Raw genomic sequence first — 24,846 nt, 5'->3', positions numbered from 1 at the left:
CGCCGCCGGGTCAGAAACGCAGAGCGAGCCGGTCCTCGACCGCGCGGTAGCCGAGCGCCTCGTAGATCTTGTTCGACGTCGGGTTGGCGAGATCGGTGAAGAGCACCGGGATCGCCGAGTCGGCCAGGATGTCGGCGGTCGCGCGGGCGGTCACGGCCGAGCCGAAGCCGTGGCCGCGGTGCTCGCGCGGGGTGAAGACCGGGCCGATGCGGGCCACGCCCACGACGGTCGGCTGGCGGCAGGCCATCGACACCGGGGCGCCGTCGGGCGCCAGCCAGAGCCACGGCCGCCGTTCGGTGACCGCCCACTCGCCCTGCTCGCGGGGGGCGAAGTCGGGCGGCACCGAACCGAACGCCTCGAGGTGGAAGTCGACCAGCCACTGACCGATCAGGTCGATGTCGTCGGCCCCGGCGGCGCGAGCCTGCCCCGTCACCCCTGCGGGTGGCATCAGCACGTCGAGGCGGAACAGCCGCTCGTCGAGCCGCAGCACCGGCCGGCGGCCCAGGGCGGTGGCGACGGCCTCCACCACCTCGACCGGTCCGTTCACCGCGAGGGGAGCGGGCAGCTCGGTGAGCGCCTCGACCAGCTCGGCGATCTCGGTCCAGCCCGGCGTCAGCGCCACCGGGTGCTGCGGCTGCGAGCGCGCGGCCATCCTGGCGCCGTCGTGGGCGCACCAGACCTGGCCCGGGTCGCGTCGCGCCGCCGAGCGCACGCTGCTGAACGAGGTGTTGCGGACCGGGTCGGCCTCGAGCGCCCGGGTCAGCAGGGCATCGATCTCGTCCGGGTCGGTGGAGGTGTGCAGAGCCATACCTTGATCGTGGCCGAGTGCGGGCCCGTCCGCCACGAGGTATCCGGGCACGTTGCTCGATCGCCTTCCGTAGGATGCCTGAGTGACCGCCACACCGCCCGAGAGCCCCGGCCTGCCGTCCCACTTCGTGCCGGCCGACGTAGAGGGCCCACTCTACGAGCGGTGGGTCGAGCGGGGGTACTTCACCGCCGATCCGGACAGCGGCAAGCCGCCGTTCTCGCTGGTGATCCCGCCGCCGAACGTGACCGGCAACCTGCACATCGGCCACGCGCTCGAGCAGTCGATGATGGATGCGATCACCCGCCGGGCCCGCATGCGCGGCTTCGACACGCTGTGGCTGCCGGGTATGGACCACGCGTCCCTCGCGGTGAACAACCTCGTCGAGCGCTACCTGGGCGAGACCGAGGGCAAGGGCCGGGCCGACTACACCCGCGACGAGTTCATGGCCAAGGCGTGGGAGTGGAAGAACCGCTTCGGTGGCCAGATCCTGGGCCAGATGCGGCGCCTGGGTGACGGCGTCGACTGGTCGCGCGAACGGTTCACCATGGACGAGGGCCTGAACCGCGCGGTCAACACGATCTTCAAGCGGCTCTACGACGACGACCTGATCTACCGGGCCGAGCGGATCATCAACTGGTGCCCGCTGGACATGACGGCGCTGTCCGACGCCGAGGTCGAGCACGCCGACGAGCCGGGCGAGCTGGTGAGCATCCGCTACGGCGACGGTGCCGACGCGATCGTGGTGGCCACCACCCGCGCCGAGACGATGCTGGGCGACACCGCGGTGGCCGTCCACCCCGACGACGAGCGTTACCGCCACCTCGTCGGCACCACCGTGGCCCTGCCGCTGACCAACCGGCGCATCCCGATCGTGGCCGACGAGCACGTCGACCCGTCGTTCGGCACCGGCGCGGTCAAGGTGACCCCGGCGCACGACCCCAACGACTTCGAGATCGGCCGCCGGCACGACCTCCCGATGCCGACGATCATGGACGAGCGGGGCGCGATCACCGTGCCCGGCCCGTTCCAGGGCCTCGACCGGCTCGAGGCGCGCTACGCGATCGTCGCCGCGCTGCGCGAGGACGGTCGCATCGTGGCCGAGAAGCGTCCCTACGTGCACGCGGTCGGGCACTGCTCGCGCTGCGACACCGTCATCGAGCCGCGCCTGTCGCTGCAGTGGTGGGTGCGGGTCGAGCCGCTGGCGAAGGCGGCGGGTGACGCCGTCCGCGAGGGCCGGGTGACGGTCGAGCCCGAGTCGATGCGCGGCCGCTACTTCCAGTGGGTCGACAACCTGCGCGACTGGTGCATCAGCCGCCAGGTGCGCTGGGGCCACCAGATCCCGGTCTGGTACTCACCCGACGGCGACGACATGTGCTTCGGCCCGGACGAGACCCCGCCGAGTGGGTGGACCCAGGACACCGACGTGCTCGACACCTGGTTCTCGTCGGCGCTGTGGCCCTTCTCGACCCTCGGCTGGCCCGATGCCACGACCGATCTGGAGCGCTACTACCCGACCACCGTGCTGGTCACCGGCTACGACATCCTCTTCTTCTGGGTCGTCCGGATGATGCTGTTCGGCCTGTACGCGATGGACGGCGCGGTGCCGTTCGAGACGGTCGTGCTGCACGGGCTCGTCCGCGACGCGTCGGGCAAGAAGATGTCGAAGTCCCGCGGCAACGTCGTCGACCCGCTGCTCTGGATCGACGAGTACGGCGCCGACGCCGTGCGGCTGTCGCTGCTGCAGGGCGCGAACCCGGGCGCCGACCAGGCCATCAACGAGGAGTGGGTGGTCGGCACCCGCAACTTCGGCACCAAGCTCTGGAACGCCACCCGCTTCGCCCTGATGTCGGGCGCCACGGTCGACGGTCCGCTGCCGGCCGTCGTCGAGGGCCCGGACGCCTGGATCCTGTCGCGGCTCAACGCCGTGATCGCCGAGGTCGACGCGCTCTACGAGCGTTACGAGTTCGCCAAGATCGTCGACGTGCTCTACCACTTCGCGTGGGACGAGGTGTGTGACTGGTACATCGAGCTGGCCAAGCTGTCGCTGTCCGGGCCGACCGCCGACAGCACGCGCCGCGTGCTCGGCGAGGTGCTCGACGCGCTGCTGCGCCTGCTGCACCCGATGGTGCCGTTCGTGACCGAGGTGCTGTGGACGGCGCTGACCGGCGGCGAGTCGCTGGTGATCGCCGACTGGCCGCTCGCCGACCCGTCCCGCGCCGACGCCGCCGCGACCGCCGACGTCCGGGCGATCCAGGCCGTCGTCACCGAGGTGCGCCGCTTCCGCTCCGACCAGGGCGTGAAGCCGTCGCAGCGGGTGCCGGCCACGCTCACCGGCGTCACGCCGACGACCGAGCCCGCGATCCGCGCGCTGCTGCGGCTCGACGACGCCGGCGACGGGTTCGCCGAGACCGCGTCCCTCACGACGGCAAGCGGGGTGCGCGTGGCCTTCGACCTGTCCGGGACGATCGATGTCGCTGCCGAGCGGACCCGACTGACGAAGGACCGCGCCGCGGCCGAGAAGGAGCTCGCCACGAACTCGGCGAAGCTCGGCAACGAGGCCTTCACCGGCAAGGCGCCCGAGGCGGTGGTGGCCAAGGTGCGCGATCGCGTGACGGCGGCCGAGGCCGAGATCGCCCGCATCGACGCCGCGCTGGCCGCGCTGCCGAGCGCCTGACGTGGCGCCCACCGAGAAGGAGAAGTACGCCGCCCTGCTGCACGAGGTTGAGGGCGAGATCTTCGGCCGCCGCAACGAGGGGCACATCAACCCGACCAACGAGCGCATGCAGGCGCTGGTCGAGCTGCTGGGCGACCCGCAGAAGGCGTACCGCTCGATCCACCTGACCGGCACGAACGGCAAGACCAGCACGGCCCGCATGCTCGACGAGCTGCTGCGCGGGTTCGGGCTGCGGTCGGGGCGCTACACCAGCCCGCACCTCGAACACGTCAACGAGCGCATCGTCATCGACGGCGAGCCGGTCAGCGATCGCGTGTTCGTGGAGGGCTACCGCGAGATCGCGCCGCTCGTCGAGCTGATCGACCAGCAGTTCGACACCCCGCTGTCGTTCTTCGAGATCGTCACCGCGCTCGCGTTCTCGATCTTCGCCGACACCCCGGTCGACGTCGCGGTCGTCGAGGTCGGGCTCGGCGGCACGTGGGACAACACCAACGTGATGGACGCTGAGATCGCCGTCGTGACGCCGATCGGCCTCGACCACACGCAGTACCTCGGCGACACGGTCGTCAAGATCGCCGCCGAGAAGGCCGGGATCATCAAGCCCGGGGCGGTGGCCATCCTCGCGTCCCAGCCCAACGATGCCGCGCCCGAGCTGATCCGCCGGGCGGTGGAGGTCGACGCCACGGTCGCGCGCGAGGGGCTCGAGTTCGGCGTGCTCGACCGCCGCATCGCCGTCGGCGGCCAGGTCATCACCCTGCAGGGGCTCGGCGGCGTCTACGACGAGATCTTCCTGCCGCTGCACGGCAAGCACCAGGCGCAGAACGCCGCGCTCGCTCTCGCCGCCGCCGAGGCGTTCTTCGGCGCCGGCGGGTCGGGCGGCGCGCTCGACATCGACGTCGTGCGCGAGGCGTTCGCCGCCGTGCGCTCGCCCGGGCGGCTCGAACCGATCCGCTCGGCGCCGACGATCCTGCTCGACGCCGCGCACAACCCGGCCGGCATGACCGCGACGCTCGAGGCCGTGGGCGAGGCGTTCCACTTCCGGCGTCTCGTCGGGGTGCTCGCGGTGATGGCCGACAAGGACGCCACCGGCATGCTCGAACTGCTCGACCCCGCGATCGACGAGCTGGTCGTCACCCAGACCTCGTCGTCGCGCGGCCTGGACGCCGACGAGCTGGCCGCCGCGGCCGTGCCGATCTTCGGGGCCGACCGCGTGACCGTCGAGCCCCGCCTCGACGACGCGCTCGAGACCGCCGTCCGGCTCGCCGAGGACACCGGCGACGAGGTCGTCGTCGGCTCCGGCGTGCTCGTCACCGGCTCGGTCGTCGCCGTCGGCGAGGCCCGCGTGCTGCTCGGCCCCCGCCCGTGACGATTCAGCCGACGCCGGAGCAGTTCGCCGAGCGGGCGCGGCGGGCGAACAAGGCCACCCGGGGTGCGCTCGCCGGCGTCCTGGCGCTCGAGGCCGTCATCGTGCTGCTCGTGCCGCGCACCATCGCCTTCACCACCGGGCTCGGGCCGGTGCGCACCGGCATCTGCATCGGCCTGGCCGTGGTGCTGGTCCTGGCCGCCGGCCTGCTGCGCCGCCCGTTCGGCATCGGCCTCGGCTCGGTGCTGCAGCTGGCCTTCACCGCCACCGGCTTCCTGATCGGCACAATGTTCCTCGTCGGCGCCATCTTCGCCGCCATCTGGTTGCGGCTGCTGATGCTGCGTCACGAGGTCGTCGGCACGTCCGGCGGCCTGCGCATGTTGGTCGAGTAGGCCCCTCCCGAAACGGATCTTCATGCTCGCACGGTGCCCGCGCACCGTGACAGCATGAGGATCCGCGCAGGGGCGGACGGCTACGCTCCCAGGCGTGAGCGAATCGATCGAACAGAGCCTTGTCCTCGTCAAGCCCGACGGCGTCGCCCGCGGTCTCACCGGCGAGGTCATCCGCCGCATCGAGGCGAAGGGCTACCGGCTGGTCGGCCTCGCGCTGCGGATGGCCACCCCCGAGCTGCTCGCGCAGCACTACGCCGAGCACGAGGGCAAGCCGTTCTACCAGCCGCTGGTCGACTTCATGCTCTCCGGCCCGGTGACCTCGATGGTCATCGAGGGGCACCGCTGCATCGAGGGCTTCCGCGCGCTGGCCGGCGCCACCGATCCGACCGCGGCACTGCCGGGCACGATCCGGGGCGACCTCGGCCGCGACTGGGGCCTCGCCGTGCAGCAGAACATCGTGCACGGCTCGGACTCCCCGGAGTCGGCCGCCCGCGAGATCGGCCTGTGGTTCCCGAAGCGGTGAGGCGCTAAGTCACATCAGTAACACCCGCACCGCGCGTCGCAGCGGGGTTTGGCCTCACATCGACCCTACGATCACGGCTTAGCGCATCTGTCGTGTTCCTCGCCGAAGTGGGTCTGTGCCGTGACGTCAACGCCTCTCGCACGCCGCGCGGACCTGTCGCGCCGGGCGATGGTCTCGCGCGTCTCGGTGCGCGGCGGTGACCTCCTCGGCGGTGACCTCGCGATCGATCTGGGCACGGCCAACACGCTGATCTACGCGCGCGGCCGCGGCATCATGCTCAACGAGCCCTCGGTCGTCGCCGTGGACACGTCGACGAATTCCGTGGTCGCGGTCGGCGCCGAGGCCAAGCGGATGATCGGCCGCACGCCCGACCACATCCGCGCGGTGCGCCCGCTGCAGGACGGCGTCATCGCCGACTACGACATCACCTCGGAGATGCTGCGCTACTTCGTGCGCAAGGTGCTGCGCCGCCGGGGCGCGTTCACCGGCCCCCGCATCGTCGTGTGCGTGCCGTCGGGCATCACCAGCGTCGAGCAGCGGGCGGTCAGCGAGGCCGCCTACGCGGCCGGCGCGCGCAGGGTGCACACGATCTCGGAGCCGATGGCGGCCGCGATCGGGGCCGGCCTGCCGGTGAACCAGCCGTCGGGCTCGATGGTCGTCGACATCGGCGGCGGTACCACCGAAGTCGCGATCCTGGCCCTCGGCGGCATCGTCGCCTCGACCAGCGTCCGGGTCGCCGGCGATGCGCTCGACACCGCGATCGTCGACTACGTCCGGGCCGAGTTCTCGCTGCTCATCGGCGACCGGACGGCTGAGGAACTCAAGATCTCGGTCGGCTCGGCCTTCCCGACCTCCGGGCCGAAGAAGGCCGAGATCCGCGGACGCGACGTCGGCACCGGGCTGCCCCGCAACGTCGCGATCTCCGGCGACGAGCTGCGCAAGGCGATGGACCCGCCGCTGGTCAGGGTCATCGCGGCCGTGCGCGCCACCCTCGACCGCTGCCCGCCCGAGCTCTCCGGCGACCTCGTCAGCCACGGCATCGTGCTCACCGGCGGCGGCGCGCTGCTGCGCGGGCTCGACACCCGCCTCCAGCACGAGCTCGGCATCCCGGTCGCGGTCGCGGAGCGCCCGCTCGACTCGGTCGTGCTCGGCACCGCCACGGTCGTCGAGCACTTCGACCAACTGCAGAAGGTCGTCGTCGACGGCCATCGACGCTGAGCGGCCGCCATGCGGAAGCTGACCCGGCGGCAGCGACTGTCGGCGATCGCCCTGTCGGTGCTCGCCGCCTGCTTCATCACCCTCGATCTCGGTGGCGGCAGCCTGCGGGAGGCGCACACCGGAGTCCGCGGCACGCTCGGCGGCCTCTACCGCGGCACCGACGCCCTGCTCGGCCCGGCCCGGCGCTGGCTCGAGGGGGTGCCCTCGGCCGGCACGAACCAGGCCCGGATCGAGCAGCTCCGCCGTGAGGTCGCCCGGCTGAACGGCGAGCTCGCCAAGCAGGCCGCCGACCGGCACACCGAGGCGCAGCTGGCCGGGCTGCAGCGTGCCTCCGACGGCTCCGACCACACGCTGCTGCCGGCCCGCGTGATCGCGCTCGGCCCCGGGCAGGGCTTCGACTGGACCGTCACCCTCGACGTCGGCAGCCGGGGCGGCGTGCAGGCGGGGCAGACGGTGACCGACGGCGCGGGGCTCGTCGGCCGGGTGCTGCAGGCCGACTCGGACAGCTCGGTCGTCCTGCTCGCGGCCGATCCCGGCTCGGGGGTCGGGGTGCGCGACGTGCGCTCCGGCGAGATCGGGGTCGCCTCCGGCGCCGGGCCGAGCGGGTTCCTCTTCGTGCCGCTGAGCCCGACCGCGAGGATCGAGGTGGGCGACCGCCTGGTGAGCGGCCCGAGTGGCGCCTCGAGCTACATCGCCGGGCTGTCGGTGGGCACGGTGACGGCCGTGCGCACCTCCGCCGACGGCACGGTGCGGGCGTCGGTGCGACCGGCGACCTCGCCGACCGCCGTCGACCTCGTCGCGGTCATCCTCGACCCCGGCGCCACCGTCGCCGGGCGGGCGCCACTGCGGCCGGGACGATGACCCGGCTCCGGCTCGTCGGCGCGATGGCCGCGATCCTCACCGTGCTGTTGCTGCAGGCAACCCTCGTCGCGCCGGTCCTCGCGCCGCTCGCGGTCAGCCTGCCGGCCGTCCTCGTCGCCGCCATCGCCCTGACCGACGGCCCGTCGACCGGCATGTCGTTCGGCTTCGCCGCCGGGCTCGTCGCCGACCTCGGGACGAGCCACCCCGCCGGGGTGCTCGCCCTGTGCTGGCTCGGCGTCGGGCTGGTCTGCGGGGCCGCCGCCGACCGGCACCGCCTGCGCCATGACGCACTCACCGCGGGCGTCGTGTGCGGTGTGGCCGGCTCGGCCGCCACCCTGCTGCTCGCCCTCGTCAACGCCGGCCCCGTCTGGACCGACGCGCTGCGCGACCTCGTGCCGGTCACCGTCGCCGACACCGTGCTCGCCCTCGGCCTGCTCGTGATCGTGCGCCGCATGCTGCGCTCCGAGGCGTTACGGGCGCCGCGGCCGGTGCTCACCGACCTGGTCATCGGCGGACGTCATGGTTGACCTCGAGCGCTCCCGGCGGCCGCCGACACCGCGCCGCCTCGGCATCGTCGTCGCGCTCGTCGTCTCGATGATGCTGACGCTGTTCGCCCGGCTCTACTACGTGCAGCTGCTCGATCCGAACAAGCCCGTCCAGAGCGCGCACCTGACCCACGACGGCGTGATCGTGGTGCCGGCGCCGCGCGGGCTCATCGTCGACAGCCAGGGCAACGTGCTCGTGGCCAACACCTCGACGCGGATCGTCACGGTCGACCGCGACCTGCTGCAGCGCCGGGCCGACAGAGGCGCGGCCGTGCTGAAGGAGCTGGGCGCACTGCTCGAGACCGCGCCGGCGACGCTGGCCCGCGAGATCACGCCGTGCTCGCCCACGGTGCCCGCGCCCTGCTCGACCGGTGAGCCCTTCGCGCCGGTACCGGTCATGACGGACGCGCCGATGAACGTGGTGCTGGCGATCAGCGAGCACCGCGAGGCCTTCCCCGGGGTCGAGGTGCAGACCGTCACCGTGCCGGCCTATCCGGGCGGCTCGCTCGCGGCCCACCTGCTCGGCTACACCAGCGAGATCACCGAGGCCGACAAGAAGGCGAACCCGAACCTGGTCGACGCCGACACCATCGGGGTGAGCGGGCTCGAACAGCAGTACGACTCGGTGCTCCGCGGGGTCGACGGCAAGCAGCTCGTGCAGCTCAACCCGCAGGGCTACACAGTCGGGTCGGGCACCTCCGTCCCGGCCCAGCAGGGCGACACCCTCGTCACCAGCATCGACGCCCGGGTGCAGAAACTGGCCGAGTCGTCGCTGGCCCAGCAGATCAAGGACTCGCGCAAGAAGGGCAAGAAGGCGACGTCGGGCGCGGTGGTCGTCATCGACCCCAACACCGGTCGCATCATCGCCTCGGCCAGCTACCCGACGTACAAGCCGTCGCTGTTCATCGGCGGCATCTCGAACTCCGACTACCGCACGCTGACCGACCCGTCGGCCGGGGTACCGCTGCTCGACCGCGCGATCGCCGGCGAGTACGCGCCGGGTTCGACGTTCAAACTGATCACGTCGTCGTCGCTGGTGATGCACAAGCAGATCAACACCACCGACCGCTACGGCTGCCCGGGGTCGGTCTCGATCGACGGACGGGTGAAGACCAACTACGCCTCCGAGGTGCTCGGGCCGGTGAACCTGCGCGACGCGCTCGGCTACTCGTGCGACACGTTCTTCTACGTGCCGACGGCCGACGAGTACTACGCCGACCAGGCCCGCCTCGCCAAGGGCAAGAAGGCGAACGAGTTCCTGCAGCGGATGGCGGCGGCCTACGGCGTCGGCCGCAGCCCCGGTGTCGACCTGCCGGCGGGGGAGCAGTCGACCGGCAGCTTCGCCGACCGCGAGACGCGCATGGCGCGCTGGAAGGCCAACCGGAGCGACTACTGCAAGGCCGCTCGGCGGGGGTACCCCGAGATCGGGAACCGCAGCAACCGGGCCTACCTGACCGAGCTCGCCTCGGAGAACTGCACCGACGGTTGGCGCTACCGCGCGGGCGACAACGCCGACATGTCGATCGGCCAGGGCGAGACGACGATGTCGCCCCTGCAGCTCGCGCTCGCGTACTCGGCCCTCGTCAACGGCGGCAAGATCTTCGAGCCCACGCTCGGGTGGGCCGTGGTCGACGCCAAGGGCAAGGTCGTGCGAACGATCGATCCCAAGGTGCACAACCGGGTCCCGGTCAGCCAGTCGCTGTTGAACTACATCACCACGTCGCTCGACTTCAGTCGCGGCTGGGCGGTGTCGGGCGCCTTCGCCTACCTCGGCTCGAAGTACCAGAACCGCATCGGCGGCAAGACGGGCACGGCCGAGGTCTACGGCCAGCAGGACACGTCCTGGCTCGCGACGTGGGGGCCGACCTTCAAGGACGCCAAGGGGAACACCCGCGCCCACTTCGTCATGGTCGGCATGATCGAGCAGGGCGGCACCGGCGCGACCGCGGCCGGCCCGATGCTCAAGCGCATCTGGGACGCACTGTTCGGCGTCGACGGCAAGCCGCTGCTGCCCGGGATCCGTCCCGACACGACGCTGCCGACGATCGCGCCGCAGGTGAGCACGGTGACGAAGCGATGACCTACGCCGCGCGCGATCCGCGCGTCCCGTTCGCGCTGAACCCCCCGGTGCTCTCGCTCGACCGCCGGGCGCAGGGCCAGGACCACGTCCTCAACGCGACCGCGCTCGCGCTCTCCCTGATCGGCGCGGTGCTGGTGTGGGCCGCGACCCGCGACCAGCAGATCGTGATCGGCGGCAACCCGCAGGCGTTCCTCTACCGCCACCTGATCAATCTGGTGATCGCTGCCGGGCTCATGGTGGCGGCGTCGCGGCTCGACGCCCGCCTGCTGCGGCTGTTCGGCCCGATTGTCTACCTCGCCAGCCTCGGCGGGTTGCTGCTCGTATTCGTGGCCGGCTCGACGATCAACGGCGCGCACGCGTGGATCCGGCTCAGCAGCAGTGTCGAGCTGCAGCCGTCGGAGTTCATGAAGCTGGGCCTGATCGTCGGTATGGCGGTGCTGTTCACCCAGCGCGCCGCCCGGCGTGACGACGGATCGCCGCCGACCACCGGCGACGTGCTCCTCGTGATCGGGCTGGTGGCGGTGCCGTTCGGGTTGATCATGCTGCAGCCCGACCTCGGGTCGGCGATGGTGCTCGCGAGCGCGGCGTTCGGCGTGCTCATCACCGCCAACGTCCGGGCCCGCTGGACGATCGGGCTGATCGTGCTCGGCGTGCTGGTCGCGGTGATCGCGGTGAAGGCCGGCGTGCTGCAGGACTACCAGCTCGCCCGCTTCACCTCGTTCACCCACCCGAACCGGGATGTGCAGGGCGCGGCCTACAACGTGACCCAGGCGCACATCGCCATCGCCGACGGCGGCCTGTTCGGCACCGGGCTGTTCCACGGGCCGCAGACCAACGGCGGCTTCGTGCCCGAGCAGCAGACCGACTTCGTGTTCTCCGTGGCGGGGGAGGAGTTCGGCCTGCTCGGCGGCAGCTGCATCGTCGCGCTGTGCGCGCTGCTGTGCTGGCGCGGCCTGCGCATCGCCCGAGACGCCGACGACGCCGGCCGGCTGGTCGCGGTCGGCGTCGTCTGCTGGTTCGCCTTCCAGGCGTTCCAGAACATCGGCATGAACCTCGGGCTCACGCCGGTGACCGGCGTGCCGCTGCCGTTCGTGTCCTACGGCGGGTCGTCGATGTTCGCGCAGGGGCTCGCGATCGGCCTGCTGCAGTCGGTACGCCGACGGTCGGCGGGCTGAGCCCTCCGCGACCGCAGGGGTTGGCGCACCGGCGGCGGGGTGGCAGTCTGACAACCTTGTCGGCCTCCGGACGGAGGGCTTCGTGAGCGACGCCAAGACCCGAGGTCCCGGGTGAGCCCGGCGCGACGGGCCACCATGCGCGACGTCGCGGCCCGCGCCGGCGTGAGTTTCAAGAGCGTCTCGCGGGTCGTGAACGGCGAACCCGGGGTCTCGCCCGATCTCGTGGCGCGGGTGCACCGGGCCGCGGCCGAGCTCGACTACCGGCACAACCTCGCGGCCAGCAACCTGCGCCGCGGCGTGCGCACGTCGAGCATCGGGGTGTTGCTGCACGACCTCGGCAACGCCTTCTCGGCCCAGCTGTTGCGCACCATCGGCGACCGGGCCCGGGCCCGGCGCATCGCCGTCCTGTCGGCCAGCGTCGACGACGATGTCGAGCGCGAGCCGCAGCTGGCCCTCGATCTCGTCTCACGCCGGGTCGACGGTCTCGTCATCATGGCCGCGGTTCGCGACCAGTCCTACCTCGCCGCTGAGATCCGGGCCGGCCTGCAGGTGGTGGCGGTCGACCGTCCGGTGCACGGCGTCGAGGTCGACACCGTCGTGTGCGACAACCTCGGCGGGGCCCGGGCGGCGGCCGAACACCTCCTCGCGCAGGGACACCGGCGCATCGCGTGCCTCACCGACCGCGCCGTGCTCTGGACCGCCGCGCAGCGGGCGTGCGGCTTCCGCGACGCGCTGCAGCCCACCGGCGGCCCGGACGAGCGCCTCGTCCTCCCCGACCTCGGCGACGCGACCCTCGCCGAGCGCGCGGTCACCGAGCTCATGGCTCTGGCCGATCCGCCGAGCGCGCTGTTCACCGCGCAGAACAGCATCACGGTCGGCGCGGTGACGGCGCTGCGCCGCCTCGGGCTGCTCGATCAGGTCGCGCTCGTCGGATTCGACGACTTCCCGCTCGCCGACCTGCTCGATCCGCCCGTCACCGTGGTCCGCCAGGACGTCGTCGGCATGGGGGAGCGCGCGAGCGAGCTGCTGCTCACCCGCATCGACCGGCGCACCGGGCCGGCCGAGATGGTCACCCTGCCGACGACGCTCGTGGTGCGCGGTTCGGGCGAGATCCCTCCACCGCCGGTGACGCGACGCGGGGTCAGGCGTCCAAGGGGCGGTCGGGGCGTGCCCGCCCGGTGACCGTGGCGCCGACACTCGCGACCACGACCATCACGATCGCGACCGTGAGCACGGCGGTCAGCGACTGCCCCAGCACGATCACCCCGGCGAGGGCCGCGACCGCCGGTTCCAGACTCATGAGCAGGCCGAACACCGCGGTGGTCAGCCGGCGCAGCGCGATGAGCTCGAGGGTGTACGGCACGAGCGACGACATCACCGCGACGCCGAGGCAGCCGGCGAGCACGCCCGGCAGCAGCAGTGACGAGCCGCCCTCGACGACGCCGGCGGGCAGCACCAGGAACGAGCCGACGGCCATGCCGATCGCGAGGGCCTCGATCGCGCCGAACGACGCCCCCACCCGCTTCGTCAGCACGATGTAGAGCGCCCAGAGCGAGGCCGCCACCAGCGCCAGCAGCACCCCGACGAGATGCACGCCGGACTCACCCCCGCGCAGCGCGAGCAGCACGACGCCGCCGCCGGCGAGCGCCACCCAGATCACGTCGACCACCTTGCGCGACCCGGCGATCGCGACGGCCAGCGGGCCGGTGAACTCGATGGTCACCGCAACGCCGAGCGGTAGCCGGTGCAGCGCCTCGTAGAAGGCCCAGTTCATGGCGGCGAGCGTGAGCCCGTACGCGACGACCGTCCCGATCTCGCGCCGGGTCCGGCCGCGCAGGCTCGGACGGGCGATCGCGAGCAGCACGACGGCGGTGAACAGGACGCGCAGGAACGCCGTACCCCCCGGCCCCGCGCGATCGAAGATCTTGTCGGCGAACGCGGAGCCGAACTGCACCGAACTCACCGCGGCGAGCAGGAGGATCTCCGGGGGCACGGCGTCGGCCCGGCTGGGTGTCGGCTCGCGCGAACTCACTGTCGCGATACTGCCAGTGGTCCGGATCACGCCCGCAGCGTGGCAGCACGCCACATCGCGGTGGCGCAGCACGCAGCCCGTCTCGAGCGACCTCGTCACCACGGCGACCGGCGCCGAGGCCCGCGACCACCAGGATCCGACGCCGTTCTTCGGCGAGTGGCTCTACCGCCCGGGCAAGCCCCCCGGCGGAGCGGATCGCTGCAGCCGAATACGTCCGTACACTCGGTAGGCGTGCCTGTCCCGTCGCTGTTCCCCCTGCTCGAACCGCTGCTGCCGCGGGTCGCCAAGCCGATCCAGTACGTCGGCGGTGAGCTCAACGCGCGCACCAAGGAATGGGACGACGTCGCGGTCCACTGGGCGCTGATGTACCCCGACGCCTACGAGGTCGGCCTGCCCAACCAGGGCGTCCAGATCCTGTACGAGGTCCTCAACGAGCGCGACGACGCCCTCGCCGAACGCACCTACAGCGTCTGGCCCGACCTCGAGGCCCTGCTGCGCGAGCACGGCATCAGCCAGTTCACCGTCGACGCCCACCGCCCGGTCGGCGCGTTCGACCTGCTCGGCATGTCCTTCTCCACCGAGCTCGGCTACACCAACATGCTCACCGCGCTCGACCTCGCCGGAATCCCTTTGACCGCAGCGGATCGGGACGAATCGCACCCGATCGTGGTCGCCGGCGGGCACGCTGCGTTCAACCCGGAGCCGATCGCCGACTTCATCGACGTCGCCGTGCTCGGCGACGGCGAGCAGGCCGTCGGCACCATCACCGACGTCGTCCGCGACTGGAAGGCGCAGAACTGCCCCGGCGGGCGCGACGAGGTGCTGCTGCGCCTGGCCGCGACCGGCGGCATCTACGTGCCCCGCTTCTACGACGTGACGTATCTCGAGGACGGCCGCATCGAGGCCGTGCGGCCGAATCGCGCCGGCGTGCCGGAGCGGGTCAGCAAGCACACCGTCATGAACCTCGACGAGTGGCCCTACCCGAAGACACCGCTCGTACCCCTGGCCGAGACGGTGCACGAGCGGATGAGCGTCGAGATCTTCCGCGGCTGCACCCGCGGCTGCCGCTTCTGCCAGGCCGGCATGATCACCCGTCCGGTGCGCGAGCGCAGCCTGAAAGGCATCGGCGAGATGGTCGCCAACGGCCTGGCCGCGACCGGCTTCGAGGAGGTCGGGCTGCTGTCGCTCTCGAGCGCCGACCACTCCGAGATCGGCCCGCTGGCCAAGCAGCTCGCCGACCGCTACGAGGACGACAAGGTCAGCCTGTCGCTGCCCTCGACCCGCGTCGACGCGTTCAACATCGACCTCGCCAACGAGTTCTCCCGCAACGGCCGGCGCTCGGGCCTGACCTTCGCGCCCGAGGGCGGCAGCGAGCGGCTGCGCCGGGTCATCAACAAGATGGTCAGCAAGGACGACCTGATCCGCACCGTCTGCGCGGCGTACGGGCAGGGCTGGCGCCAGGTGAAGCTGTACTTCATGTGCGGCCTGCCGACCGAGACCGACGACGACGTCCTCGAGATCGCCGAGATGGCGCACGACGTCATCCGGGCCGGCCGCGAGACCGCGGGTCACAAGGACATCCGCTGCACCGTCTCGATCGGCGGGTTCGTGCCCAAGCCGCACACGCCGTTCCAGTGGGCCGCGCAGGCCTCGCCCGAGGTGATCGACGAGCGGCTGCGCAAGCTGCGGGCCGCGATCAACGCCAACAAGTCGCTCGGCCGAAACGTCGGCATGCGCTACCACGACGGCGAGCCGTCGATGGTCGAAGGCCTGCTGTCGCGGGGCGACCGCCGCGTGGGCGCGGTCATCGAGAAGGTGTGGCGCGAGGGCGGCCGTTTCGACGGCTGGTCCGAGCACTTCTCCTTCGCCCGCTGGATGGCGTCGGCCGAGGCCGTCGGGATCGACGTGAACTGGTACACGACCCGCGAGCGCGACGGCGACGAGGTGCTGCCCTGGGACCACCTCGACTCGGGCCTGGACAAGCAGTGGCTGTGGGACGACTGGCAGGACGCGCTGAGCGAGTTCGAGCAGGACGACTGCCGCTGGACCCCGTGCTTCGACTGCGGCGTCTGCTCCAACCTCGGCACCGACATCCAGATCGGCCCGACCGGCGGCACGCTCGCGCCGGTGCCCGGCCGCGCGCTGCTGCCGATGGCCGCCCCGGCCGCCCCGAAGGCCTGATGCCGATCCGGCGCGCCGGCCCGGACGACGTGCCCGCGCTGGCCCGGTTGCGCGCGGCCTGGACCGACGAGGTCGCGGACCCGGAGTTCGAGGCCGAGTTCGCCCGGTGGTGGGACGCCGAGGCCGGCCGTCGCGCGATCTGGCTGGCCGAGGTCGACGGCGAACCCGCCGGCATGCTGACGCTGGCCGAGTACCGCCGCATGCCCCGCCCGGGCCGCCCGGCCGGGTGCTGGGGCTACGTCGGCAACGTGTTCGTGCTCGCGGAGCAGCGCGATCGCGGCCTCGGGCGGGCGCTGCTCGACGCCGTGATCGCCGAGGCCCGCGCCCGCGACTACGTCCGACTCGTCCTCGCCCCGTCCGAGCGATCGATCCCGCTCTACCGCCGCGCCGGGTTCGGCGCCGCCGACGGCCTGCTCGTCCTGCCCCTCACCTGATCGGTGACGCCGCGGCATGGGGGAGACTGGGGGCATGGCACGACGTGTTCCTGAAGGCCCGCCCCCGCCACCGGTGGTGCAGCGGATCCGGCTCCGCTACGCCAAGCGCGGGCGGCTGCGCTTCACCTCGCACCGCGACTTCGCCCGGGCGTTCGAGCGGGCGCTGCGCCGCGCCGAGGTGCCGATGGCTTACTCCGCGGGCTTCTCGCCGCACCCCAAGATCAGCTACGTCGGGGCCGCCCCGACCGGGGTGGCCAGTGAGGCCGAGTACCTCGAGATCGGGCTCGCCCGCGCGGTCGATCCGGCCGCGCTCCGCGAGGCCCTGGACGCCGTGCTGCCCGACGGCATCGACATCGACGAGGCGGTCGAGGCCGGCCCGGGTTCGCTGGCCGAGCGGATGCAGGCCTCGGCCTGGCGCATCGAGTTGCCGGGGATCGACGCCGAGGCCGCGGCGCTCGCCGTGACGGCGTTCCTGGCCCGCGACGAGATCCCGGTGTTCCGCCTGACGAAGGACGGCCGGCGCACCCTCGACGCCCGCGCGCCGGTGCTGCGCATGATCGCCTCCGGCGCGGCCGACGACGCTGCCGCGGGCACTCGTGCGATACTGGACCTGGTCGTTCGGCAGGTCACCCCTACCGTCCGACCCGACGACATCGTTGCTGCACTGCGCGAAGTCGCCGGTCTCGCCCCGGCCGGTCCGCCTGTAGCGGTCCGCCTGGCGCAGGGTCCGGTCGACCCCGACGGTGCGATCGGGGACCCACTGGCCCCCGATCGACAACACGCAACGGCGACGTCGTAGCACGACCGCAGTGATCCGGGTCGATCCCCCTCGGCCCGAGCAGACTTCGCGGACCCGCCCGGCACCCGCCGGAACGGGACCCGCCACAACCGCCTCTGCGCGGTCGCGGTCCACCTCCTGGTGGGCGCGCCCGGAGGCCGAAATGGAGTGACCCGAGCACATGCTCGATTCCGACCCCACCGACACCACGTCCACCCCGTCCGACGACGCGAGCGAGAGTCCGGCACCGAAGGCCCGCAAGCGCGCTCCGCGCAAGGCGGCGGCCAAGGCCGGCCCACCGCCGGTCGCCGAGCCCGCCGCTGACGCAGCGTCCGGCGAGCCAGCGGCCGCGGCCCCTGCCCCTCGCAAGCGCGCCCCGCGCAAGGCGGCGGCCAAGGCCTCCGCCCCGGTCGAGACCGAGGTGGCCGCGCCCGAAGCCGGCGACCAGGTCGCGGCCGCGCCCGCGGCGAAGGCCCCGGCCAAGCGCGTCCGCAAGATCGCCGCCAAGACCGCCACGCCGGCGGCTGCGCAACCGGCGCCGGCGGAGCCGGCGGCCGAGGCCGCCGCGCCGGCCAAGAAGACCGCGCGCAAGCGGGTCAGCAAGAAGGCCGCAGCCGAGGCCCCGACGCCCGACTCGGTCGAGAGCACGGCCACGGCACCGGCCGGCATGGCCGCCCCGAGCGTGCTGTTCATGGCCCCCGACGCGTCGGAGCCGACCACGCCGCGCCGCCGCCGGGTCGCCAAGAAGACGGCTGCCCCCGTCGAGGCCGAGGCCGATTCGGCCGAGCCGGAGCCGGGCGAGACCGACATCACCACGGCCGAGGACGCCGAGGACCAGACCGCCGAGCCCGAGGACGTCCGCGAGGCCGCGATCGAGCAGGCCAGCGGCGCCCGCCGTCGCCGGCGTCGGGGCCGTCGCGGTCGCGGCGGCGGCTCGGCCCGCAACGGCGAGGACGCCGAGGACGACACCGACGACGAGACGCCGGACTCGGACGACGCCGAGAGCGTGACCGAGTCCGACGAGGCCGACGAGACCACCGAGGCCTCGGACGACTCCGAGGAGACGACCGCCGCCGGCACCCGCCGCCGCCGTCGGCGCCGCCGCTCCGGCGCGGCCGACTCCGACGACGATTCCGGCGACAACCCGCCCAACACCGTCACCCACGTTCGCGAGCGCAACCAGAACCAGCGCAAGGACAACTCCCGCGACTCCGGCGGCGAGAGTGGCGACGGCGTCCGCGGGGTCAAGGGTTCGACCCGCCTCGAGGCGAAGCGCCAGCGCCGCCGCGACGGCCGCGAGACCACCCGCCGCCGTGCCCCGATCCTCACCGAGGCCGAGTTCCTGGCCCGCCGCGAGGCCGTCGACCGCGTCATGGCCGTGCGCCAGAGCGGCGACCGCACCCAGATCGCGGTGCTCGAGGACGATGTCCTCGTCGAGCACTACGTCACCCGGGCCAGCGCCACGTCCTACGTCGGCAACGTCTACCTCGGTCGCGTGCAGAACGTGCTGCCCTCGATGGAGGCCGCGTTCATCGACATCGGCAAGGGCCGTAACGGCGTGCTCTACGCCGGCGAGGTCAACTGGGACGCCGCCGGCCTCGAGGGCAAGTCCCGCGCGATCGAGCAGGCGCTGAAGTCCGGCGACAGCGTGCTCGTCCAGGTCACCAAGGACCCGATCGGCCACAAGGGCGCCCGGCTCACCAGCCAGGTGTCGCTGCCCGGCCGCTTCCTCGTCTACGTGCCCGGCGGCGGCATGACCGGCATCAGCCGGCGCCTGCCCGACACCGAGCGGCACCGCCTGAAGGCGATCCTGAAGAAGATCGTCCCCGACGAGGCCGGCGTCATCGTGCGCACCGCGGCCGAGGGGGCGAGCGAGGAGGACCTCACCCGCGACGTCGAGCGGTTGAAGTCGCAGTGGGAGGCCATCCAGGCCAAGTCCACCCAGACGAAGTCGGCGCCCACGCTCGTGCACGGCGAGCCCGATCTCGCGATCCGGGTCGTCCGCGACGTCTTCAACGAGGACTTCCAGTCGATGGTCGTCCAGGGCGACGGTGCCTGGGACACCATCTCGGAGTACCTCGGCGGCGTGGCCCCCGACCTCGCCGAGCGGGCCTCGCGGCACACCAAGGACACCGACCTGTTCCACGACCTGCGGGTCGACGAGCAGCTCATGAAGGCACTCGACCGCAAGGTCTGGCTGCCCTCGGGCGGCTCGCTCGTCATCGACCGCACCGAGGCCATGACGGTCATCGACGTGAACACCGGCAAGTTCGTCGGCTCGGGCGGCAACCTCGAGCAGACGGTCACCCGGAACAACCTCGAGGCGGCCGAGGAGATCGTGCGCCAGCTGCGGCTGCGCGATGTCGGCGGCATCGTCGTCATCGACTTCATCGACATGGTGCTCGAGTCGAACCGCGACCTCGTGCTGCGTCGCCTGACCGAGTGCCTCGGCCGCGACCGCACCAAGCACCAGGTCGCCGAGGTCACCTCCCTCGGGCTCGTCCAGATGACCCGCAAGCGGGTCGGAGAGGGCCTGCTCGAGGCGTTCAGCGAGCCGTGCGAGCACTGCCGCGGACGCGGCGTCGTCATCCACACCGAGCCGGTCGATCAGCCCGGCGTGCCGGGCGACGACACCGAGGACCGGCCGAAGACCCGCCGCAAGCGGGGCGCCCGCAGCGCCGCGACCGAGCCGGTCGAGGTCCCGGTCGAGCCGCCGGCGACCCCGGAGCAGCGGCAGGCCGCCAACGCGGCCATCGCCGCGATCCACCGGGCCGCCGCGCTGGAGAAGGAAGCCCTGGCCAAGGAGCACGCCGAGGACGCGTCGGCCGTCGACAAGCTGGCCACCGGCCTCGTCGTCGCGGCCATGGACGCCGAGGCGGCGTCGGCCCGGCCGGCCGTCGACGACTCCGACGACGCGACGCAGGAGAAGGTCGACGACGAGCCGACCGACCCCACCGCCGCGGCGATGGAGTCGGTGGCCAAGACCGAGGCGCCCGCCCCGGCGATCGACGACACCCCGGCGCAGAGCGAGTCCGAGCCGCCGTCGCCGAACGGGTCGGCCCCGGGCGGGCGCCGCCGGCGCCGCGCGGCCAGCCGTCCGGCCGGCCCGCCCGTCAGCGGCTGAGGTCGCGTTCGAAGCAGCGCGACACCGGCTCGCCGGCGTACGGCCCGAAGTTCTCGATCGGGCGGTACCCGGCGCGCCGGTAGAACGCTTGCGCGGCGTCGAGCCGGTCGCCGGTCTCCAGCCGCAGGTGGGCCCAGCCGAAGCCGCGGGCGGCGTCCTCCAGGGCCGCCAGCACCGCGTCGGCCACGCCCGACCCGCGGGCCGACGGCACGACGTACATGCGCTTGATCTCACCCGTTGTCGCGTCGAGCCGGCGCAGGCCGCCGCAGCCCACCGCCCGGGCGGCGTCCCAGGCGACCAGGAACAGGTCGATGTCCTCGGCCGACGGCGTGACTCCGGGCTCGGTGTCCTGGCCGTAGATGCCGCGGATCTCGGCCTGCTGGGCCGTGCGCAGCACGGTGGCCGCGGGGGAGTCCCAGTGATCGGCGCGGACGTCGAAGGGCACGGGCGGAGACTAGCGGCGGGGGGCGTTTTGCCTCGGCCGTGTGCGGTGACGTAATCTGGACGACGGCCCACCTGGTGGTGGGCCAATCGTGCGTAAGGCGGGCCTCCGGTTCTCCGGGACGCCGACCACGTCCGGGATCGACGAGAGCCCGGACCGACAAGAGTTTCCAGCAAGCCGAGGAGTGGATCCCGCGATGTACGCCATCGTCAAGACCGGCGGCAAGCAGTACAAGGTCGCCGAGGGCGATGTGATCGAGGTCGAGAAGCTCGACGCGGCGCCCGGCGCCGAGGTCGCTCTCGCAGCGATCCTGCTGGTGGACGGCGACGCCGTCACCCACGAGGCCGACAAGCTGTCCAAGGTCAACGTCACCGCCGAGGTGGTCGCCCAGACCAAGGGTCCGAAGATCCGGATCCACAAGTACAAGAACAAGACCGGCTACCACAAGCGGCAGGGCCACCGTCAGAAGCTGACGCAGCTCAAGATCACCGCCGTCAGCGGCCAGAAGTAGAGGGAGACTCGACATGGCACACAAGAAGGGTGCATCCAGCTCCCGCAACGGTCGCGATTCGAACGCCCAGTACCTCGGCGTCAAGCGCTACGGCGGCCAGGTCGTCAAGGCCGGCGAGATCCTGATCCGGCAGCGCGGCACCAAGTTCCACCCGGGCGCCGGCGTCGGCCGCGGCAAGGACGACACGCTCTTCGCCCTCGAAGCCGGGGCCGTGCAGTTCGGCCAGTCGCGCGGCCGCAAGACCGTGAACATCGTGCCGGCCGGGGTCTGAGGGCCCTCCCAGCACCACTCGACCCCAAGCACCACTCGAGACAGGGCGGCCCCGGGCAACCGGGTGCCGCCCTTCTTCTGTTCCGACCCGCCCACCACCCCTATCGAGAGGAGCCGGACGTGAACTTCATCGACCGCGTCGTCCTGCACCTCACCGCCGGTAACGGCGGCCACGGGGTCGCCTCCATCCACCGCGAGAAGTTCAAGCCGCTGGGCGGACCGGACGGCGGGAACGGTGGTCGCGGCGGCGACGTCATCCTCGTCGTCGACACCAACGTGCACACGCTGCTCGACTTCCACCACCACCCGCACCAGAAGGCCGGCAACGGCGCACAGGGCGCGGGCAGCCACCGCAACGGCGCCGAGGGCGGCGATCTCGAGCTGCGGGTGCCCGACGGCACGGTCGTGCTCGACGAGAACGGTGACGTGCTGGCCGACCTCACCGGGGCCGGCGCGACCCTCGTCGCGGCACAGGGCGGCCGAGGCGGGCTGGGCAACGCCGCGCTCGCCTCGACGAAGCGCAAGGCCCCGGGCTTCGCCCTTCTCGGGGAGCCGGGCGAGGCCCGCGAGCTCGTGCTCGAACTCAAGAGCGTCGCCGACGTCGGCCTGGTCGGCTTCCCGAGCGCGGGCAAGTCCTCGCTCGTCGCCGCCATCTCGGCCGCCCGGCCGAAGATCGCCGACTACCCGTTCACGACGCTGGTGCCGAACCTGGGTGTGGTCAGCGCGGGTGACACCACCTTCACCGTCGCCGACGTCCCCGGCCTCATCCCCGGTGCCGCGGCGGGTAAGGGCCTGGGGCTGGACTTCCTGCGACACGTCGAGCGGTGCGCGGTGCTGTTGCACGTGCTCGACTGCGCAACGCTCGAACCCGGCCGCGACCCGCTGTCGGACCTCGACGCCCTCGAGCACGAGCTGGGCCAGTACGAGGGCACCTTCGGCGAGCTGCTGGCCAAGCCGCGCCTCGTCGCGCTGAACAAGGTCGACGTCCCCGAGGCGCGCGAGCTGGCCGATCTCGTCCGGCCCGACCTCGAGGCCCGCGGCTACCGCGTCTTCGAGATCTCCGCCGTCTCGCACGCCGGCCTGCGCAACCTGACGTTCGCGCTCGCCCAGGCGGTCGAGGCGGATCGCGCCGCCCGGGCCGTCCCCGAGTCGCCCCGCATCGTCCTGCACCCCAAGGCGGTCGACGACGCCGGCTTCACCGTCGAGCCCGATCCGGCCGAGCCGGGCGCGTTCATCGTCCGCGGCGAGAAGCCCGAGCGCTGGATCCGGCAGACCGCCTTCGACAACGACGAGGCCGTCGGCTACCTCGCCGACCGGCTCGCCCGCCTCGGGGTCGAGCGCGAGCTCATCCGGCTCGGCGCCGAACGCGGCGCGTCGGTCACGATCGGTCCGGTCATGTTCGACTTCGAACCCACCGCCGGCGTGGACGAGAGCGACTACCTGCCCTCGCGCCGCGGCACCGACCTGCGCGTCGACGCCCCCACCCGCACCCGGGCGCACGAGCGGCTCGCGGCCAAGAAGGCCCGCAAGCAGTCGTCCGGCGAATGGGACGACGAGACCGACTGATGGCCAGAGAGCTGATCGCCGGCGCGCGGCGGACCGTCGTCAAGGTCGGTTCGTCGTCGCTCACGGCCGACGGTCAGCTCGACCCGCACCGCCTCGACGCGATCGTCGACGCCATCGCCACGCGGGCGGCGGCCGGCCGGCAGGTCGTGCTCGTGTCCTCCGGCGCGATCGCCGCGGGCATCGGCCCGTTGGGGCTGTCGACCCGCCCGCGTGACCTGGCGACACAGCAGGCAGCGGCGAGCGTGGGCCAGCTGCTGCTGGCCGAGCGCTACGCGGTCTCGTTCGCCCGCTACGACCTGCAGGTCGGGCAGGTGCTGCTCACCGCCGATGACCTGCACCGGCGCGGGCACTACCGCAACGCCGAGCGGACCCTCGAACGCCTGCTGGCCTTCGGGGTCATCCCGATCGTCAACGAGAACGACACCGTGGCCACGCACGAGATCCGCTTCGGCGACAACGACCGGCTGGCCGCGCTCGTCGCCCACGTCGTGCACGCCGACGCGCTCGTGCTGCTCACCGACGTCGACGGCCTCTACACCGGCAAGCCGGGGCGGCCGGGCTCCACCTACATCCCCGAGGTCGTGACGGTCGCCGAGCTCGCCGGCGTCGACGTCAGTCGCTCGGGGAGCCACGTCGGCTCCGGCGGCATGACGACGAAGATCGACGCCGCGACGATCGCCACCGGCGAGGGCATCCCGGTCATGCTCGCGGCCTCGGCCCGCATCGGCGAGGCCCTGCTCGGCAAGGCCGGCACCTACTTCCACCCGGCCGGCGAGAGGATGGCGTCGCGGCTGTTCTGGCTGCGGCACGCCACCTCGCCGCGCGGCCGGCTCGTGCTCGACGCCGGCGCGGTCACCGCCGTGGTCACGCGTCGCGCCTCGCTGCTGCCCGCGGGCATCACCGGGTTGGACGGCGACTTCGACGCGGGCGACCCGGTCGAACTCGTCGGCCCCGACGGCGTCGTGCTGGCCCGCGGCCTCGTCGGGTACGACGCCTCGGACCTGCCACCGCTACTGGGTCGAAAGACCCGGGACCTCCCGGCCGAGTTCCGGCGCGAGATAGTGCATCGTGACGACCTCGTCCTGCTCTAGACCGGGAGACTACGTGACCTCCGAACGCCTGCGGCCCGGGCCGCTGCGCTGGCTCTGGTACGCCTTCGGCGGCGGCCTGCCCGCGCGCTACCGCGAGTGGGTCCTGCACGACACGACGTGCTCGACCTGGCTGCCGCGCCACATCGTCCGGTCGCTGCTGATGCTGGCCCTGCCCGTCACCGCGGTGCTGCTGTTCCTGCCGGCCGACCTCGGACTGCGGGTGCTCACCGCCTTCACCGCCGGCGCGTGCGGGCTGATGTTCATGATCGTGCACGTCATCGAGACCACCGAGCGCCGCTTGGTGAAGGCGGGCTACGTCGGCGGAACCGGTGAGCTCACCCGCTCGGCCCGCTCGCACGACAGCCAGCGGCTCGCCAACGCGCAACGCCGCGCCCGGGTCGCCGAGCGCAACGCGCGGCGGCGCTAGACCACGTCACAGTGAGGGCCCGCCGGGGTCGGGGTAGATCACTGTCATGACCACTCCGGACCAGTTCCAGCCGCCCGCCGACCCGTACCAGCAGCCGGCGGACCCCGCCGCGACGCCGGGGGCGCCGGAGACGAAGAAGCGCAGCGCCTCGGCCGGGCAGATCCTGGCCGGCCTGCTGTTCGTCGTCGTCATCGTGTTCATCATCGAGAACAGCCGGCAGGTGCGGGTGCGGCTGATCTTCCCCGAGGTGCAGGCCCCGCTCTACGTGCCGATCCTGATCGCCGCCGTCCTCGGCGGCGTGATCGGGGCGCTGCTGCGCTACCGGCGCCATCGCCACCACCGGTAGCCGTA

At 72.6% G+C, this 24,846-nt stretch carries 23 protein-coding genes; 20 read left to right on the top strand and 3 right to left on the bottom strand.

The window, feature by feature from the left end:
- Positions 1-10 precede the first annotated feature (10 nt).
- A complete protein-coding gene (locus VGN18_RS09645; protein ID WP_327539461.1) occupies positions 11-808 on the bottom strand; it encodes a GNAT family N-acetyltransferase in 798 nt (265 codons plus the stop codon).
- An 82-nt stretch (positions 809-890) separates the two neighbouring features.
- Between VGN18_RS09645 and VGN18_RS09640 the strand changes: the two genes are divergently transcribed.
- The 10 genes from VGN18_RS09640 (at position 891) to VGN18_RS09595 (ending at position 12,821) form a co-directional block, all read left to right on the top strand.
- Positions 891-3,482, top strand: a complete 2,592-nt coding sequence (locus VGN18_RS09640) for a valine--tRNA ligase (RefSeq protein ID WP_327539460.1) — start codon at positions 891-893, stop codon at positions 3,480-3,482.
- 1 nt (position 3,483) lies between these two features.
- Positions 3,484-4,848, top strand: a complete 1,365-nt coding sequence (locus VGN18_RS09635) for a folylpolyglutamate synthase/dihydrofolate synthase family protein (protein ID WP_327539459.1) — start codon at positions 3,484-3,486, stop codon at positions 4,846-4,848.
- Positions 4,845-5,237 (top strand): DUF4233 domain-containing protein, encoded by a 393-nt coding sequence (locus VGN18_RS09630; RefSeq protein WP_327539458.1) that lies wholly within the window; start codon positions 4,845-4,847, stop codon positions 5,235-5,237. Before VGN18_RS09635 ends, VGN18_RS09630 begins: the two co-directional genes overlap by 4 nt.
- A gap of 94 nt (positions 5,238-5,331) precedes the next feature.
- Positions 5,332-5,760, top strand: a complete 429-nt coding sequence (ndk, locus tag VGN18_RS09625; RefSeq protein ID WP_327539457.1) for a nucleoside-diphosphate kinase — start codon at positions 5,332-5,334, stop codon at positions 5,758-5,760.
- Positions 5,761-5,928: 168 nt separating this feature from the next.
- The gene (locus VGN18_RS09620) at positions 5,929-6,978 is read left to right on the top strand and encodes a rod shape-determining protein (RefSeq protein WP_327539514.1); all 1,050 of its coding nucleotides are present in this window, start codon (positions 5,929-5,931) and stop codon (positions 6,976-6,978) included.
- Between the two features lie 9 nt (positions 6,979-6,987).
- A complete protein-coding gene (gene mreC / locus VGN18_RS09615; RefSeq protein ID WP_327539456.1) occupies positions 6,988-7,839 on the top strand; it encodes a rod shape-determining protein MreC in 852 nt (283 codons plus the stop codon).
- Positions 7,836-8,366, top strand: a complete 531-nt coding sequence (locus VGN18_RS09610) for a hypothetical protein (protein ID WP_327539455.1) — start codon at positions 7,836-7,838, stop codon at positions 8,364-8,366. The genes mreC and VGN18_RS09610 overlap by 4 nt, the downstream gene beginning before the upstream one ends.
- On the top strand, positions 8,359-10,464 hold the full coding sequence (locus VGN18_RS09605) for a penicillin-binding transpeptidase domain-containing protein (protein ID WP_327539454.1): 2,106 nt from the start codon (positions 8,359-8,361) through the stop codon (positions 10,462-10,464). Before VGN18_RS09610 ends, VGN18_RS09605 begins: the two co-directional genes overlap by 8 nt.
- Positions 10,461-11,639 (top strand): rod shape-determining protein RodA, encoded by a 1,179-nt coding sequence (gene rodA / locus VGN18_RS09600; RefSeq protein WP_327539453.1) that lies wholly within the window; start codon positions 10,461-10,463, stop codon positions 11,637-11,639. The genes VGN18_RS09605 and rodA overlap by 4 nt, the downstream gene beginning before the upstream one ends.
- Positions 11,640-11,774: 135 nt before the next feature.
- On the top strand, positions 11,775-12,821 hold the full coding sequence (locus VGN18_RS09595) for a LacI family DNA-binding transcriptional regulator (RefSeq protein WP_327539452.1): 1,047 nt from the start codon (positions 11,775-11,777) through the stop codon (positions 12,819-12,821).
- Here the strand turns inward: VGN18_RS09595 and VGN18_RS09590 are convergent.
- Positions 12,781-13,701 (bottom strand): EamA family transporter, encoded by a 921-nt coding sequence (locus VGN18_RS09590; RefSeq protein WP_327539451.1) that lies wholly within the window; start codon positions 13,699-13,701, stop codon positions 12,781-12,783. The two genes, VGN18_RS09595 and VGN18_RS09590, sit on opposite strands and share 41 nt — an antisense overlap.
- Positions 13,702-13,902: 201 nt before the next feature.
- On the opposite strand from VGN18_RS09590, the gene VGN18_RS09585 reads away from it, so the two are divergent.
- From VGN18_RS09585 to VGN18_RS09570, 4 genes are all read left to right on the top strand, one after another.
- A complete protein-coding gene (locus tag VGN18_RS09585) occupies positions 13,903-15,852 on the top strand; it encodes a TIGR03960 family B12-binding radical SAM protein (RefSeq protein WP_327539450.1) in 1,950 nt (649 codons plus the stop codon).
- Complete coding sequence (locus tag VGN18_RS09580; RefSeq protein ID WP_327539449.1) at positions 15,852-16,286, top strand: GNAT family N-acetyltransferase; 435 nt, start codon at positions 15,852-15,854, stop codon at positions 16,284-16,286. The genes VGN18_RS09585 and VGN18_RS09580 overlap by 1 nt, the downstream gene beginning before the upstream one ends.
- 34 nt (positions 16,287-16,320) lie before the next feature.
- On the top strand, positions 16,321-17,085 hold the full coding sequence (locus VGN18_RS09575) for a TIGR03936 family radical SAM-associated protein (protein ID WP_327539448.1): 765 nt from the start codon (positions 16,321-16,323) through the stop codon (positions 17,083-17,085).
- Between the two features lie 160 nt (positions 17,086-17,245).
- The gene (locus tag VGN18_RS09570; RefSeq protein WP_327539447.1) at positions 17,246-20,188 is read left to right on the top strand and encodes an Rne/Rng family ribonuclease; all 2,943 of its coding nucleotides are present in this window, start codon (positions 17,246-17,248) and stop codon (positions 20,186-20,188) included.
- On the opposite strand, the gene VGN18_RS09565 is transcribed toward VGN18_RS09570, so the two are convergent.
- Positions 20,178-20,633, bottom strand: a complete 456-nt coding sequence (locus tag VGN18_RS09565; protein ID WP_327539446.1) for a GNAT family N-acetyltransferase — start codon at positions 20,631-20,633, stop codon at positions 20,178-20,180. The genes VGN18_RS09570 and VGN18_RS09565 overlap by 11 nt on opposite strands.
- A 193-nt stretch (positions 20,634-20,826) precedes the next feature.
- Here VGN18_RS09565 and rplU point away from each other — a divergent pair, with 193 nt between their 5' ends.
- The 6 genes from rplU to VGN18_RS09535 all read left to right on the top strand — a co-directional run bounded on the left by rplU (position 20,827) and on the right by VGN18_RS09535 (position 24,841).
- A complete protein-coding gene (gene rplU, locus VGN18_RS09560) occupies positions 20,827-21,141 on the top strand; it encodes a 50S ribosomal protein L21 (protein ID WP_327539445.1) in 315 nt (104 codons plus the stop codon).
- A 13-nt stretch (positions 21,142-21,154) separates the two neighbouring features.
- On the top strand, positions 21,155-21,412 hold the full coding sequence (rpmA, locus tag VGN18_RS09555; protein WP_327539444.1) for a 50S ribosomal protein L27: 258 nt from the start codon (positions 21,155-21,157) through the stop codon (positions 21,410-21,412).
- Positions 21,413-21,531: 119 nt separating this feature from the next.
- Positions 21,532-22,977 (top strand): GTPase ObgE, encoded by a 1,446-nt coding sequence (gene obgE, locus VGN18_RS09550; RefSeq protein WP_327539443.1) that lies wholly within the window; start codon positions 21,532-21,534, stop codon positions 22,975-22,977.
- On the top strand, positions 22,977-24,068 hold the full coding sequence (proB, locus tag VGN18_RS09545) for a glutamate 5-kinase (protein WP_327539442.1): 1,092 nt from the start codon (positions 22,977-22,979) through the stop codon (positions 24,066-24,068). The genes obgE and proB overlap by 1 nt, the downstream gene beginning before the upstream one ends.
- 13 nt (positions 24,069-24,081) lie before the next feature.
- Positions 24,082-24,495: a DUF5313 family protein gene (locus VGN18_RS09540; protein WP_327539441.1), complete on the top strand. Its 414-nt coding sequence runs from the start codon at positions 24,082-24,084 to the stop codon at positions 24,493-24,495.
- A gap of 46 nt (positions 24,496-24,541) precedes the next feature.
- Positions 24,542-24,841 carry a LapA family protein gene (locus tag VGN18_RS09535; protein WP_327539440.1) on the top strand — a complete coding sequence of 100 codons (300 nt, stop codon included), beginning with the start codon at positions 24,542-24,544 and terminating at the stop codon, positions 24,839-24,841.
- Positions 24,842-24,846 lie beyond the last annotated feature (5 nt).

Origin of the sequence: Jatrophihabitans sp. (assembly GCF_036000465.1) — a bacterium.
Lineage (GTDB): Bacteria > Actinomycetota > Actinomycetes > Mycobacteriales > Jatrophihabitantaceae > Jatrophihabitans.
The sequence above is the reverse complement of the archived record's forward strand: the minus strand, read 5'-3'. Positions and strand labels throughout refer to the sequence as shown.